Source organism: Virgibacillus sp. (genome assembly GCF_013393565.1).
Classification (GTDB): Bacteria; Bacillota; Bacilli; order Bacillales; family Amphibacillaceae; genus Virgibacillus; species Virgibacillus dokdonensis.
Genome location: NZ_JABXHF010000017.1, coordinates 1 through 16410, shown reverse-complemented (window position 1 = coordinate 16410; position 16410 = coordinate 1). Strand labels below are relative to the sequence as shown.

Annotated in this window: 13 protein-coding genes and 1 pseudogene; 13 read left to right on the top strand and 1 reads right to left on the bottom strand. The window is 35.4% G+C overall.

Annotation, left to right across the window (positions count from 1 at the left end):
- The first annotated feature begins 143 nt into the window (after positions 1-143).
- The 13 genes and pseudogenes from HLX49_RS05255 (at position 144) to thrS (ending at position 16192) form a co-directional block, all read left to right on the top strand.
- On the top strand, positions 144-836 hold the full coding sequence (locus tag HLX49_RS05255) for a response regulator transcription factor (protein WP_077703298.1): 693 nt from the start codon (positions 144-146) through the stop codon (positions 834-836).
- Positions 836-2221 (top strand): two-component system histidine kinase PnpS, encoded by a 1386-nt coding sequence (gene pnpS / locus HLX49_RS05250; protein WP_296360951.1) that lies wholly within the window; start codon positions 836-838, stop codon positions 2219-2221. Before HLX49_RS05255 ends, pnpS begins: the two co-directional genes overlap by 1 nt.
- Positions 2222-2477: 256 nt before the next feature.
- Positions 2478-5120, top strand: a complete 2643-nt coding sequence (polA, locus tag HLX49_RS05245) for a DNA polymerase I (RefSeq protein WP_296360950.1) — start codon at positions 2478-2480, stop codon at positions 5118-5120.
- A gap of 12 nt (positions 5121-5132) precedes the next feature.
- Complete coding sequence (gene mutM / locus HLX49_RS05240) at positions 5133-5966, top strand: DNA-formamidopyrimidine glycosylase (protein WP_101933781.1); 834 nt, start codon at positions 5133-5135, stop codon at positions 5964-5966.
- Between the two features lie 4 nt (positions 5967-5970).
- The gene (gene coaE, locus HLX49_RS05235; protein ID WP_296360949.1) at positions 5971-6576 is read left to right on the top strand and encodes a dephospho-CoA kinase; all 606 of its coding nucleotides are present in this window, start codon (positions 5971-5973) and stop codon (positions 6574-6576) included.
- Between the two features lie 486 nt (positions 6577-7062).
- Positions 7063-8094, top strand: coding sequence for a glyceraldehyde-3-phosphate dehydrogenase (locus HLX49_RS05230; RefSeq protein ID WP_101933783.1), 1032 nt, complete (start codon positions 7063-7065; stop codon positions 8092-8094).
- 337 nt (positions 8095-8431) lie between these two features.
- Positions 8432-8803 (top strand): annotated as a pseudogene (gene speD, locus HLX49_RS05225) (adenosylmethionine decarboxylase).
- Positions 8804-9207: 404 nt separating this feature from the next.
- On the top strand, positions 9208-9600 hold the full coding sequence (locus HLX49_RS05220; RefSeq protein WP_077703305.1) for a cytosolic protein: 393 nt from the start codon (positions 9208-9210) through the stop codon (positions 9598-9600).
- 27 nt (positions 9601-9627) lie between these two features.
- Positions 9628-10110: a transcriptional regulator NrdR gene (nrdR, locus tag HLX49_RS05215; protein ID WP_077703306.1), complete on the top strand. Its 483-nt coding sequence runs from the start codon at positions 9628-9630 to the stop codon at positions 10108-10110.
- Positions 10111-11451 carry a replication initiation and membrane attachment family protein gene (locus HLX49_RS05210; protein WP_296360948.1) on the top strand — a complete coding sequence of 447 codons (1341 nt, stop codon included), beginning with the start codon at positions 10111-10113 and terminating at the stop codon, positions 11449-11451. It abuts the gene before it with no gap.
- A gap of 23 nt (positions 11452-11474) precedes the next feature.
- Positions 11475-12401 (top strand): primosomal protein DnaI, encoded by a 927-nt coding sequence (gene dnaI, locus HLX49_RS05205; RefSeq protein ID WP_101933784.1) that lies wholly within the window; start codon positions 11475-11477, stop codon positions 12399-12401.
- A 667-nt stretch (positions 12402-13068) separates the two neighbouring features.
- The gene (gene ytxC / locus HLX49_RS05200; RefSeq protein WP_237342864.1) at positions 13069-13923 is read left to right on the top strand and encodes a putative sporulation protein YtxC; all 855 of its coding nucleotides are present in this window, start codon (positions 13069-13071) and stop codon (positions 13921-13923) included.
- 322 nt (positions 13924-14245) lie between these two features.
- Positions 14246-16192, top strand: coding sequence for a threonine--tRNA ligase (gene thrS, locus HLX49_RS05195; protein WP_077703309.1), 1947 nt, complete (start codon positions 14246-14248; stop codon positions 16190-16192).
- 93 nt (positions 16193-16285) lie between these two features.
- On the opposite strand, the gene HLX49_RS05190 is transcribed toward thrS, so the two are convergent.
- A partial coding sequence (locus HLX49_RS05190; protein ID WP_296360962.1) for an IS3 family transposase occupies positions 16286-16410 on the bottom strand: 125 nt, incomplete at its 5' end.

The following is a 16410-nucleotide window of genomic DNA, read 5'->3' as shown; positions in this document are numbered from 1 at the left end:
ATTATCGTTCAATAAACATTCCTTTTCATACATTGATACTGTGTAAAAATAAATTTACAAATTCTTATCGTATTCACATTCTTAACAATTCAGTGTAAGATGTAGATGGAACCTATTAAAGTATGTAGAAACGGGGACTGGATATGAACGAGAAAATTTTAATTGTAGATGACGAGAAATCTATTGTAACATTGCTTAACTTTAATATCGAAAAAGCGGGCTTTGTGACAGATGTTGCTTATGATGGTTATGAAGCAGTACAAAAAGCACAAAGCAACAGTTATGATTTGATTGTTTTAGATCTTATGCTCCCTGAGATGGATGGCATGGATGTTTGTAGGTATTTAAGGAATAACCAAATAAACACACCAATTCTTATGCTTACTGCTAAAGATGAGGAATTTGATAAAGTGCTTGGATTGGAATTAGGTGCAGATGATTATTTAACGAAGCCTTTTAGCCCAAAAGAAGTGGTAGCTAGAATTAAAGCTATTTTACGGAGAGCAAAGAGAGTAGAAAAATCTAATTTTTCATTTATACAAGTTGGTGATTTAACGGTGTTCCCTGAAAGATATGAAGCAGAAATGGCAGGGAAAGTGATTACCTTTACGAGAAAAGAATTTGAACTGTTATATTATCTAGCAAAGAATAAAGGAAAGGTTATTTCACGTGACCAACTTCTTAGCGGTGTATGGGATTATGATTTTGTTGGTGATACCCGTATTGTGGATGTTCACGTTTCTCATTTACGGGATAAAATAGAACCAGATTCTAAAAAACCTGTTTATATTAAAACGGTACGAGGTCTTGGTTATAAATTGGAGGACCCTAGTTAATGCGATTTTTGTTTGAAAAACCTATATTCGGTTACACAGTAGGTGTTTTTTTAGTTGTTTTAGTAACCGGTATTTTGTTAAGTGTTTTAATTGGAGATTATCTAGTATTAGCTGCAGTACTAGTAATTCAATTTATCGTTTTATTGTTATTTATCATACATTTATATGAAACAGTCTTAAAGCCTATTAAAAAAGCAACGAAGACAGTGGATGAGATTGTAAAAGGTAATTATCGAGCTAGATTTCATCATCCAAGTACAGACAGTATTGGGCAGTTAAGTACGAAGATTAATGCTTTAGCGCGAAATTTAAATGAATTAACTATTCAAGAGCAAATGCAGGCAGAACAATTATCTACGATTATAGAAAATACACAAAGTGGACTTGTTTTAATTGATGCAAAAGGGTATATCCACTTCGTTAACCGTAAATTTCTTGTTATGTTTGGGCAAACAACGAATGATTTTCAAGGCCATCTTTATTATGATGTTCTGCACAATGAAGTTATTCATGAAACGGTTCAAAAAACTTTCTTGTACGAGCGAAATATTAAAGAGGAGTTTACGCATTATAAAGGCTTGGATAAATACTATATTGAGATAGTTGGCGCCCCTATTTTTGATGAACGTAATTTATTAAAAGGGGCGGTGCTCGTTCTTTATGATATAACGGAGTTAAAAAAGCTGGAATTAATGCGAAAAGACTTTGTTGCGAATGTTTCGCATGAGTTAAAAACTCCAATTACGTCTATTAAGGGATTTGCTGAAACATTATTAGATAATCCGATGAAAGATTTGGAGAAAAACAAAGAATTCTTAGAAATAATTTATAATGAGAGTCACCGGATACAATTATTAATTCAGGATTTGTTGATTCTTTCTCGACTAGAAAAAGAAAATCACCAACTAGTTCTTTCCACCTTTTCTATGCGTGAATTGGTAGATGAAGTAATTCCAGTCATTCATCAAAAGTTTGCTGATAAAGGATTGACATTTGATAAATCTATTCAGCAAAGTTTACAACTTACAGCGGATAAAGAAAAAGTGAAGCAAATTATTATTAATCTTATCGATAACGCTATAAACTATACACCAGAGCATGGACATATTTATTTACGGATTATGAATCAAGGCAGTAACGCGCTTATTGAAGTGGAGGATACAGGGATAGGTATTGAGAAGGAAGCTCTGCCTCGTATATTCGAACGTTTTTACAGAGTGGATAAAGCTAGAAGTCGTAATACCGGAGGAACAGGACTCGGCTTAGCGATTGTCAAACATATTGTAGAAGTACATGATGGTACGATTGATATAGAAAGTGAAATTAATAAAGGGACAAAGATAGTGGTTAGTCTGCCAATGAATAAGGACGGTAAGATACAATAACGAATAAAAGGGATAGGAGCTGAAACCTAAGGGTCTCCTATCCCTTTTTTCTTGAATGATAGAAAATTAGGGGTAAGTAGTAGAGAAGACGAGCTACAGCTAAGTTTTAATAAAAACAGTGAGCTTGGCTTATTTTATTAATATACATTTAGAATATTGTAGTATAAACAAATAAGACGTGACGCATACGGCGTTTCACTTTATAGGGATAGAATGATAAAATATGCTTAATGATGAAATAATCGGAGGCGAAACTATGAGCAATAAATTGGTATTAATTGATGGTAACAGTATTATTTACCGTGCATTCTTCGCGTTGCCGCTTTTAAATAATGATAAAGGCGTATATACAAATGCTGTATATGGCTTTACAACCATGCTATTAAGAATGATAGAGGAAGAAAAGCCTACACATATGTTGGTTGCGTTTGATGCCGGTAAAACAACTTTTAGACATGATACATATAAGGAATATAAAGGAGGAAGACAAAAAACACCTCCAGAACTATCGGAACAATTCCCTTTATTAAAAGAAGTATTAGATGCATTTTCTATCCCACATTATGAACTGGATAATTATGAGGCAGATGATATAATCGGTACACTATCCAAGCAAGTAGAAGAAAATGGATGGGAAGTAACCGTTATATCTGGTGATAAAGACTTGCTTCAATTAGTTTCTGATCACGTGACTGTAAGTTTGACTAAAAAAGGAATTAGCGATGTTGAGCGTTATACACCTGCTTTTTTAAAGGAAAAAATGGAAATTACGCAAGAACAAATTATTGATTTGAAAGCATTGATGGGAGATAATTCAGACAATATCCCAGGTGTCCCTGGGGTGGGGGAGAAAACGGCAGTCAAATTACTAAAACAATTTCATACATTAGAAAATGTGTATGACCATTTGGAAGATGTTAGTGGGAAAAAGCTGAAAGAGAAGCTAGCAACTCATAAAAAAGAAGCCTTTATGAGTAAAGAACTTGTAACCATTAACCGATCTTCACCAATTACAATTAAACCTGACGATGTTATCTATAGCGGATATGCGCAAGATAAAGTCAGAGCGATTTTTACCGAACTCGGCTTTCAATCGTTATTAACTCGTATGCAAGGGTCTGACGAAGATAAGCCAATGGAAACAGCGGAACAACATCCTCCAATTGAATTTTCCATATTAGATGAAGTAAACCATGATTTGTTTACTGGAGAAGAAGCACTTATTGTTGAAATGTTAGAAGAAAATTATCATCAAGCATCCATTCAAGGCTTTTCCATCGTTAATGAGGAAGCGGCTTACTTTTTACCAAAAGATATAGCCATGCAATCCGAACAATTTCAATCATGGTTACGGGATTCTTCTATGAAAAAATATGTATTTGATGCCAAAAAAACATTTGTTTCTTTATCACGAGTTAATATGCACATTGAAGGTATCGCGTTTGATATGCTCTTAGCTTCTTATTTAATTAACCCATCGGAAAACAATCATGATATACCAGCTATTAGCCACAGATTAGGAAGAACGGATGTGTATCTAGATGACGAGGTGTATGGGAAGGGAGCAAAGCGGAAGCTCCCAGAACAGTCGATTTTTAGAGAACATGTGGTAAGGAAAGCAAGCATGCTGTACGAGCTGAAACCACAGATGGAAAAGCAACTTAAAGAAAATGAACAGTACGGATTGTTTAAGGAGTTAGAAATGCCATTGGCGCTTATCCTTGGAGAGATGGAGCATACGGGCGTGCTTGTTGATACAAAACGTTTAGAAGAAATGCGCACCGACTTGAAAAATCGTTTAGCAGAATTAGAGAAAGAGGTTCATGAATTGGCTGGTGAGGAGTTTAATTTAAACTCTCCAAAACAGCTGGGTCCAATTCTGTTTGAAAAACTAGGTCTCCCAGTTATTAAGAAGACTAAAACGGGTTATTCCACTGCTGCTGATGTGTTAGAACAACTTCAGGATGAGCATGAAATCATTCCGAAGCTGTTATTATATCGCCAATTGGGTAAATTGCAGTCCACTTATATTGAAGGGTTATTAAAAGTAGTAGATGAAAAAACAAATAAAATTCACACTCGTTTTAATCAAGCACTAACGCAAACAGGTCGTTTAAGCTCCATCGAACCAAACTTACAAAATATCCCTATACGTTTGGAAGAAGGTAGGAAAATACGTCAAGCCTTTATTCCTGCTCAAAAGGATTGGGTTATGTTTGCTGCTGATTACTCTCAAATTGAGTTGAGAGTATTAGCACATATTGCACGCGATGAAAAATTAATGACGGCATTTAAACAAGAAAAAGATATTCATACGCAGACAGCGATGGATGTCTTTCATGTGAATAAAGAAGAAGTTTCCGCAAATATGCGTAGACAAGCAAAAGCAGTTAACTTCGGTATTGTATACGGCATTAGTGATTACGGATTATCGCAGAACCTAGGTATTACTCGAAAAGAAGCGAAACAGTTTATTGATCGATATTTTGAGAGTTACCCAGGGGTAAAGACATACATGGAAGAGATCGTTCAAGAAGCAAAACATAAGGGGTACGTAAGCACGATTATGAATCGTAGAAGATATTTGCCGGATATTACCAGTCGTAACTTTAATCAAAGAAGTTTTGCTGAACGAACTGCTATGAATACGCCAATTCAAGGAAGTGCAGCGGACATTATTAAAAAAGCAATGATTGATTTGCATGGTAAGCTAGAGGGACAACAGTTGCAAGCACGAATTTTATTACAAGTACACGATGAATTAATTTTAGAAGCACCGCAGTCTGAAGTAGAGACATTAAAAGAAATAGTGCCAGCTATTATGGAACATACAGTGGATTTAAATGTACCTTTAAAGGTTGATTATGCTTATGGAGATAGTTGGTTTGATGCTAAGTAAGGAGTTAAGGAGATGCCGGAATTACCAGAAGTAGAAACCATTCGCAACACGTTAAAACGATTTGTAATCAACAGAACGATTGATCAAATAGATATTCATTGGCCAAAAATAATTAAGCAACCTGATGATATAAAGCAATTTCAGTCAGAGATTATAGGGCAAAAAATTTTAGACATTCATCGAAAAGGGAAATTTTTATTGTTTGAACTAAACGATTATGTTCTCGTTTCACATCTTCGAATGGAAGGGAAATATAGCGTTCATCAAGAAGGAGAACCGGTAAAGAAACATACGCATATTATCTTTCGATTTTCTACCGGAGAAGAATTACGTTATAATGACGTCCGAAAATTTGGCACGATGCATTTGTTTCATCGGGGAGAAGTAATGAATCAAAAGCCGTTATGTTTGTTAGGTCCTGACCCATTCGATGATGCATTTACGGCAGAATACTTTATTGAGAAGCTGAAAAAAACAAAGCGCGTTATTAAATCCGCTTTATTAGATCAAACGATTGTAGCTGGATTAGGAAACATCTATGTGGATGAAACATTGTTCAAGGCACGTATTCATCCTTTAGTACCAGCAAACAAATTAACGCAGAAAGAAATAAAAGAAGTTCGCAAGCAAGCCATTGCTACTTTAGAAGAGGCTGTATTGCAGGGCGGTACAACGATACGCTCTTATGTCAATAGCCAAGGTGAAATGGGGATGTTTCAACAAAAACTTTATGTATATGGTCAAGAAAATAAAGCTTGTAAAACATGTGGTAATACCATTGCCAAATTAAAAGTTGGTGGACGTGGGACACATATTTGTACAAGCTGTCAGCCAATAAAGAGGTGATATAATGAGTGTAATTATTGGTCTAACTGGTAGCATTGCAACGGGAAAAAGTACTATTTCTTTAATGTTTGATGATCTTCGTATTCCTGTAATTGATGCGGATAAACTTGCTAGGGAAGTTGTAAAACCCGGGGAGAGAGCGTATGAAGAAATTATTCGACATTTTGGCCTGGAAATCTTGAGAAAGGATAAAACATTAAACCGAGAGTTGCTAGGTGAAATTATATTTGCAGATGAACAGAAGCGAGAGCAATTAAATCATATTGTTCATCCTGCTGTAAGAGAAAAAATGGTTGAAAAAAGAGACGCTTATCTTCAATCAGGATATACATGTGTTGTGCTTGATATTCCTTTATTGTTTGAGAATAATTTGACTTCGCTCGTTGATAAAACAATTGTTGTTTATGTTGATGAAGCTACGCAATTACAGCGTTTAATGGAGAGGGACGACTATTCTGAAGCGGAAGCGAAGCAGCGAATAAAAGCGCAAATGCCTATAACAGAAAAAGTCAAAAAAGCTGACGGCGTTATTGATAATACTGGATCAAAGCTTGAATCTTTTGAGCAACTGGAAAAGTTGCTATTAGCATGGAATATACTCCCTGGTTAAATCAAAAAAACATTCGCATCCATTCTTGGTGCGAATGTTTTTTATAAGAAAGCATAGAACTACGGGTTTCTCGCATAAGCAAAAAGAAAGCCCTAAGCAAATTTTTTCTAAAAAGATATTAAATTATAAAGTGAGGTGTTTTTAGATAAGGAATCATCCAACAGCTAGGCGACATCAGGAAGTAGCCCTAGGATAAGTCGCCATCGTTCCGGCCACTTACTGTGATGCCTTTATCTTCGTTGATTTGTTCCATTCGCCACGTTGCTAAACAGACGACCGACGCTTCGTTCTTATAAAAATTATGATATGAAAAACCTTTTATAAACCATTAAAACGAACTGAGTATGTCAAAATACTATAGTTCGAAATCATAAGAAAACTGAAATATATTCGAAATCGAATTTTATAGTCACATATTTCTTTAAATGTGTTATACTAATTAATAAATAAATTAAAAAAGTATAACTCATAATAGGGGGAAGTCGTATGAGAAAAACGAGAATTGCAATAAATGGATTTGGCCGTATTGGGCGAATGGTTTTTCGACAAGCGATAAAAGATAAAAATTTAAATGTGGTAGCGATTAATGCTAGTTATCCAGCTGAAACGTTAGCACATTTAATTAAATATGACAGCGTACATGGAATTTTAGACGAGGAAGTGAAACCGCTTCACAAAGGAATTATGGTAGGAGAAAGCCATGTTGAATTAGTTAATTCTCGAGTTCCAGAACAATTACCTTGGGAGGAACTAGCAATTGATGTCGTAATTGAAGCTACTGGAAAATTCAAAACGAAAGAAAGCGCTGGTGGGCATCTTCGTGCAGGAGCTAAAAAAGTAGTCATTACTGCACCAGGTAAAGAAGTAGATCAAACGATAGTAATGGGAGTTAACGAAGATGCTTATGATCCACAAAAGCATGATGTTGTTTCCAATGCTTCCTGTACTACAAACTGTCTTGCACCTGTTGTAAAAATTATTGATGATTATTTCGGTATTGAAAATGGGTTAATGACGACTGTACATGCTTTTACAAATGACCAAAAAAACATTGATAATCCACATAAAGACTTAAGAAGAGCTAGAGGTTGCACCCAATCTATTATCCCAACTTCTACTGGTGCAGCTAAAGCTTTGGGAGAAGTGCTCCCTCATTTAAATGGCAAACTTCATGGCATGGCTTTACGTGTACCAACACCTAACGTTTCATTAGTAGATCTTGTAGTGGATGTAAAAAAAGAAGTTACAGCTAGACAAGTTAATGAAGTATTTAAAAAAGCTGCCGATGCTGACTATAGCGGCATTATTCAGTATAGTGATGAGCCACTAGTGTCTATTGATTATACAACTACTGAATATTCCGCTATTATAGATGGTCTGTCAACGATAGTCATGGAGGGGCGCAAAATCAAAGTATTAGCATGGTATGATAATGAATGGGGCTACTCTAAGCGTGTATTGGATTTAACGAAACTTGTAGGTCATTATCTTGTTGAAAAGCATATGCAAATGAGCTAATTAACATCAAATGAATAAGTAGCAAAACTTTTTACGTTTGACACTTCTACAATATTATAATGTTCTTATCCCAAGTCGGTCTTGTAGGTAAAAATGATGGCGCTGACAATCAGTGGGGATAGTGAATGGCCCTACTGATTGAAGATTCACTTTATGGAAAATAAATTACATTTCAAGAACGGGCCTATGCAAAGTTCACTTTGAACGGAATGAAAATATTGCAATCCATATAGAAAACGTTTATACTTTTCGTTGTATTCAAATGAAACAATCATGCTATAATTATAGTTATGAGCTTTTCAGTTAAATGAAGAACACTATAAGGATGAAGTAGTGAATGGATACAAAGGGAAGGCATATCATTGTTGAACTTTGGAAATGCAATAAAGATGTATTAAATAACATAATAGAAATGAAACGGTTTTTCGTTGAAGCTGCTTTAAAGGCTGGAGCAGAAATAAGAGAAGTTACGTTTCATAAGTTTGCACCAATTGGAATAAGTGGTGTCATTATTATTTCTGAATCTCATCTTACAGTACATAGTTTCCCAGAACATGGCTATGCCAGTGTTGATGTATATACATGTGGATAAAATATTGATCCTTACATAGCGGTAGAATGTATATCACAACACCTGCAGGCAGGCAAAGTAGAAAAAATGGAAATTACAAGAGGAATGGGAACATTAAGTTTCAGCACAAAAAAATAAGTAATTAATATCCTTTTTCTATAGTTATTGTGTAAGTAGAAGAAAACAGAGCGTGAGGTACTTAACGTGCTGAATCAGAGTTTATATGGGGTTAGTGTTAAGCCAAGTTTTCTAAGCTGAGGGAAACAGATATTATGCGAAAATTGTAACATAATGAAAAAAGTGGGTTGATAGACATAACATAGTCTATCAACCCATTCTTGTCTATGTTTATAGTTTATTAGAAGAATTAGTTCTGAAGTAATTTACTAGTATGCTTTATGTACGTAAGGTCTGTTATGTCAAAGGCTTTTGTTATGTATGCGCTATTTGCTTTTGTTGTGATATAGAGGTTTTATGAAAAACATGTTAAAATGAAACTACTATACAATAGAATATCTATGTTATGAAGGTGGCTTTTTAAAATGGGTTTTCGGAATACCATTTCCAAATATTTTAGTAATCATGCTGAAACACAAGATAATCATTGGAATGCCAGTTTACAAACACATTATTATAAAACAACGAAAGAAAAAGCAATGCAAGCACTTGAAAATTTATTTGAACAGTCTTCAAAATATGACATTCATGCTATATCTAAAGAGCATGGAGAATTAAGTATACAAGTTAAAAAAGGGAAAAAAGCATTTATTATTGCAACAGTAATTATGGTACGACCGTATCAAACCGCTATTGATTTTTCTGTTACAACAGAATCTCAACTACCAATAGATTTTGGTTATAGTACAAAAGTCATTCAACAATTATATAGAGAAATAAATAAAGCATTACCTTTCATCACGAAACAAGACAGGTAACGGTTGAAATGAGGAGTGGGCAGAACGATGAGATGTTCAAATTGCCAAAATAAAAGCACAAAAGTACTCGATTCCAGACCAATAGAAGAAGGACAAGCAATTCGGCGAAGAAGAGAGTGTGAACGTTGTGGCTTCCGGTTTACAACATTCGAACGGATTGAAGATGTACCGTTGATCGTAGTGAAAAAAGACGGCGCGAGGCAAGAATTTAGTCGGGATAAGTTAGTTCGTGGCTTAATTAAAGCTTGTGAAAAACGCCCTGTACCGTTAGAAACCATTGAAGAGATTGCTTTAAATGTAGAAAAAGAATTACGAAATGAAGGTATTTCAGAAGTTCATAGTAAAGATGTAGGGGAACAAATTATGGACCGCCTTTCTGAGGTCGATGAAGTTGCATATGTACGTTTTGCTTCAGTATATAGACAGTTTAAGGATATAAATGTTTTCCTAGACGAGCTAAAGGATATTATGAATAATAATAAAGAATATAACACGGATGGAAAGGGTTAGATGGGGATGAACAGGATAGGCAAAATTTTACCCATTGAAGGATACTGGGTGGAATTTCAAGGAAATCTGCCAACGGATTATGCAAAATCATTAACTCATTTATACCAACCTTTAATTGGAATGGCTGCTATTATCCTGTATCAAACATTACTCCATGAACGAGAATTACAAGCTGATAAGCAAATTCCTCAGACGCATCACACTTTAATGAATTACTTAAATCTTCCTTTAGACGGGATTTACGTTGCCAGACGCAAATTAGAAGGCATTGGTTTACTTAAAACTTATGAGTTGAATAGCAATGATAATCGAGTGTTTACGTATGTGTTAAAGCCTGCTTTTTCGCCTGGGCAATTTTTTAAAGATCCAATGCTTTCTCAGCTTTTATACCATCATATTGGTAGAGAAAAATATGCCCATTTAGAGCAACATTATGCTGTAAACAAACAGTCAGTAGATGGTAATAATATAACTGCTTCCTTCCAAGATGTATTTCAAACGATTATTCCTGATTCCTTGCCAAAGGAGGAGCAGAAGCAAATACAGCAAGGCGTGAATTTAGATAATGTAGATTTTACTTCTGTTGAACATAGCTTGAAGCAACGTATGATTCCAACTAAAAAGGTACTTACAGCTTACAATCGTAAAGTAATAACCCAGATGATGTTACTATATGAGTTGGAAACATATGAAATAGAAAAAGCAATTTTGTGGGCTTTAACGGAAGAAAATAGATTGCATATAAATGAATTCAAAGCAGCTTGCTTTGATTTATTTCAGTCGAAAAATCAGGAAAAGTCTGTCCGTCTCGTAGAAAAAGTGACTAAAGAAGTGCATAAGGGAGAAGAACCAGTAGGAAGTACGAAAGAAGAACAGCTCATTTATCATTTGGAGCATATTTCGCCTAAACAATTGTTGGAAGATTTGTCAAGTGGCCATCATGCTTCTGAACAAGACCTACGATTAATCGGCGACATTATGACATCACAAGGATTGCCAGCACCTGTTATGAATGTTTTAATACATTATGTACTTTTGCAAACAAATATGAAGTTATCTAAAAATTATTTATCTAAGATTGCTAGTCATTGGTCTAGGGCTAATTTAAAAACTGCGAAAGAAGCAATGGCTTTTGCGAAAAAAGAAGTAACTAATTATAAAAATTCAAAAAAGCCAACTAGAAAAACGCAATCGAAAGAAGTCGTTCCCGATTGGTTTAAACAACAAAAAAAGCAACAAAAACAGGAAGTTGCTGCTACGAAGGAAGACAAAGTGGATGAAGTGCAAGAGCAGAAAGAAATTGAAATGCTGTTAAAGCAGTATTCAAGCTATAACAAATAAACGCATTATCAAGGATGATGGATATGAAACCAGTACAATCGACGTTGCAAAAATGGATGAGACAAAACCAAAATTTTCAGGAGCACTATGCTAAAATTCGCCAAGAAATATTAAGTGACCCGGAAATAAAAGCACTTATAGCTGAGCATCCAGAGTTAACTAAGAAAGAAATAGATAAAAACTTAATTAAACTACATGAGTTTAAGACACAGTCTAAACAATGTAGTCACTGTACATGTTTTAATGATTGCATGAATATGATTCAAGGGTACTCCCCCGTGTTAAACGTCGAAGGTGGAGAGATCCATTTGTCCTATGAAAAATGTTATCGGCGAATTGATTATGAAAAGCAGCGAGAACAACAGCAATTAGTTCAAAGCTTATATATGCCTAAACAGATATTGGAAGCTAAAATTGATCATATTGATGCTGATCCAAAACGTAGCCAAGCTGTTCGAGAAATTGTGAAGTTTATAAGTGGTTGTGAACAAGAAATTCCTTCTAAGGGATTGTATTTATACGGTCCTTTCGGTGTAGGAAAAACTTATTTCCTCGGGGCGCTTGCTAATAAATTAAAAGAAATGTATATCTCTTCAGCATTAATTTATATGCCTGAATTTGTAAGAGAAATGAAGGCTTCGATGAAAGATGACTCGTTGAATAAAAAATTGGCGTATTTTAAAAAGACGGATGTTCTTATGCTTGATGATATAGGTGCGGAGATGCAATCCCCGTGGTTTCGCGATGAAATTCTAGGGTCTTTATTGCAGTATCGTATGATGGAAGGGTTACCCGTATTTTTCACTTCCAATTACAGCATGGAAGAACTTGAAACACACTTAGCTTCTACTAGAAATGGTGTGGAAGAAGTGAAAGCAGGTCGTATCATTGAGCGAATGAAACAAGTGAGCCAACCAGTAGCCGTTTTTGCTGAAAACAGGCGAACGTAATAATCCATTGATATTTCTAGTAAACTTGTTTCTTTCTTTTTGGAATAATGGTGATTGATATGGACCGTTCCTCTATCATGGAAATGAATCTCTAACCTAAGAGAGAACATAAATCCAAGTGAAAATTTCACTTGGATTTTCCAATTACACTAAAAGAAAGTATAAAAATTTAAAGATTTATAGTATAAGAAAAACTACAGCTCCCACTATAAATAAAGATAAGCCAATTTTTTTCTAATAAGTTAAGAAAGCACAAATTAGGTGCTTGTGTATAAAGAAAAAACCGAATAGCCACGTCCTTCTCCATCGCCCAGCAACTAGGCGACTTCACGAAAACGCCTATGATAAGTCATCATTGGTTCTTAGCTAAGAGGAAGACCGACTAAAAAGGGGCTTGCCACCCTGAGCCTTTGTTCCACTATAAGAAAGTATAAAAGTTTTAAGGGTTATAGTATAAGAAAAACTATGCCAATCGCCATAAGACTTGGCGACGACAAGTCAAGTTTTTCTAATAAGAGGTAGGATTTAAATACCTCTATTATAATAAAAAAGCATTATTAACATTTCTATTTTTATCGATCTTTACTAGTTTTTACTGATTACTCATTATTTTCACCCTTTGTCCATATAATGTAACAGTTTGGTTGGATGAGGGTGATATGTATTGGTGGAATTATTTATCGAGTCAGATAAAGAAGTCATTCGTTTCTGTGAAAAGATGCGCCAGCATAATAAACAGATTAACCTGTATTGGAAAACACATAAAGAATGGGGGAATCATTTACAATTTGATGCAAATATTCCAAATCAAGTACTTATCCCAGCAATTGCGAAATCTTTAACGAATGTATTTATTACACACCGTATGGGAAAATGGATAACGTCGGTTATAGAAGATTATTATTTTTATACAGATACAAATGAAAAGGAAAAGATCTTAGAGTTAACGAATTGGGTAATGACTGGTACGGATAAAGATAGCCTATTTGTAAGAAAAAATGAAAACCCACAGCAGCTACTTGAATCACTCTTCATTGCAAACATAAAAGATACATCGACCATTCACTATGACTCATTAGTGAAATTTCGACTAAAAGTATTTCAGGATAATGTTGTTCATTATGTCGGTCTTGCAATTGATGAGTATAAAAGAGAAGAAGAGCACCAAGAATTCATTAATATGCTAAGAGGTTTCGTCTTAAATCGTAAATCTTCTGTACCTCATATTTATATGGTACAAGGTGAAACATTTTCTTTTTACAATGGCAACGGTAAACCTCTTTCACGGCTAGAATTACGAATGTTGATGCAAAAAGAACCATTGTATTTAGTAGGTTTGGATGATAATGAGTTTAATTTAGCTCCACTTATTGCGATGGCACCTGAGCATATTTATATTTATGGAGATGAGCCGTCAGAACCAAAAACGTTAACAGTGATTAATGTATTTCAGGAAAGAGTGACTTTTGAACCACTTCGCAAGTTTCCATTCTCTCACTATATGCAGAAAGAACAACAATAGGCTTGCTTTTTCTATAATCAAGCGCTATAATACAAATTATATTATTATTAACTTAACAATCGGCGATGAAAAGGACAAGAATCATTTACGAGGTAGGATAGAGAAGGGAATCATTGGCTGGAAGTTCCCGCTTACTAGGAATGGTTTACCACCTTCGAGCCCTGTTGCGATAGCAAAGCAACAGCGTACCATCTACGTTATAGATGAATGAAGCCGTAATGATTTACGGGAATTAGGGTGGAACCACGACGTGACCAACGCTCGTCCCTTTGCAAATAAGCAAAGGGATGGGCGTTTTTTAATTTGACGAGGAGTGATGATAATGGCAGAAGAATTAACTTTTGTATTTCCAGACGGAGCAGAAAAAGCTTTTCAAAAAGGCGTAACTGGCGAGGAGGTTGCCGGTTCCATTTCCTCTGGATTAAAAAAACAGGCATTAGCTATTAAGTTAGATGGTATACCGTTTGATTTAAGACGTAAATTAGACCATGGTGGATCCATAGAAATTATTACGAACAAAGATGATGCGGGTATAGAAATTATGCGTCATTCGACAGCTCATTTAATGGCTCAAGCGATTAAGCGATTGTATAAAGATGTGAACTTTGGTGTCGGTCCAGTAATTGAAGAAGGTTTTTATTATGATATGGACATGGAGCATTCGATTACACCTGAAGATCTGCCGAAAATTGAAAAAGAAATGAAAAAAATAATAGACGAAGCTCTAGAAATAGAACGTTTAGAAGTATCAAGAGAAAATGCTATAGAAATGTTTCAAGACGACCCCTTGAAGCTAGAGCTAATTGATGCCATCCCAGAAGATGAACAAGTTACGATTTATAAACAAGGAGAGTTTTTTGATTTATGTCGCGGAATTCACGTACCTTCTACAAATAAAATTAAGGCTTTTAAGCTGTTAAGTATTTCAGGTGCTTATTGGCGTGGGGATAGTAATAATAAACAATTACAACGCATTTATGGAACGGCGTTTGCAAAACAAAGTCAAGTGGAAGCTTATTTAAAGTTGTTGGAAGAACGTAAAGAACGTGACCATCGGAAACTAGGTAAGGAATTAGATATTTTTACTATCTCGCAAAAGGTAGGACAAGGTCTACCGCTTTGGCTTCCAAAAGGTGCGACAATCCGTAGAATTATTGAACGCTATATTGTTGATTTAGAGGAACGTCTTGGTTATGACCATGTCTATACGCCTGTATTGGGAAGTGTCGAGTTATATAAGACGAGCGGGCATTGGGATCACTATCATGAAGATATGTTCCCAGAGATGAAGATGGACAACGAAGAATTAGTACTAAGACCAATGAATTGCCCACATCATATGATGGTATACAAAAATCAGCTGTACAGCTATCGGAGTCTTCCTGTACGTATTGCTGAGCTTGGAACAATGCATCGTTATGAGATGTCTGGAGCATTAGCTGGGTTACAGCGTGTGAGAGCCATGACTTTAAATGATGCCCATATTTTTGCTCGTCCAGATCAATTAAAAGATGAATTTATTCGTGTTGTTGAGCTTGTGCAAAAAGTATATGAGGATTTTGGTATTAAGGATTATTATTTCCGCTTATCCTATCGTGATCCCGAAGATAAAGAGAAATATGTGGACAACGATGCGATGTGGGAAAAAGCACAAGCAATGCTTAAAGAGACGATGGAAGAACTACAAGTAGATTATGTAGAAGCTGAAGGTGAAGCAGCGTTTTATGGTCCAAAGCTGGATGTACAAGTGAAAACAGCATTAGGAAAAGACGAAACATTGTCAACCGTTCAACTTGATTTTCATCTTCCTGAACGATTTGATTTAACATATATTGGTGAAGATGGTCAACATCACCGCCCGGTAGTTATTCATCGCGGTGTCGTTTCTACAATGGAACGTTTCGTTGCATTCCTCATTGAAGAATATAAAGGTGCGTTCCCTGTATGGCTTGCTCCTGTTCAGGTAAAAGTGATTCCAGTGTCTCCAAAGGCGCATTTGAATTATGCGAAACAGGTTGCTGATAAATTAAGGTTAGAAGGAGTAAGGGTTGCAGTAGATGAGCGTGATGAAAAGATTGGTTATAAAATTCGAGAGGCCCAAACGCAAAAAATACCATTTGCGCTTGTTCTAGGTGATAATGAAGTGAACGAACATGCTGTAAATATTCGCCGTTACGGGGAAAAAGAAACAGAAACGGTTTTGCTTGATGCGTTTATCGCTATGATTAAGCAGGAAATTGACAATAAAGTTTTGCACAAAGCTAAATAATAGTAGCTAATTTCGCTTATCACTAGTGTTTTATGGAGAAAACTCTCGTTCATTGCCTCATAATATTAACCTTTATATTGTATACATTCTATATTATGCAGCTGATTGGCTGGATTGAGTTCGGTATTCTACTGGACTTAATCCAGCCAATTTTCCTTTTGAACGTTCATGGTTGTACCAGTAGATATATTCTTCAATCCGTCTTTTTAATTCTTCAT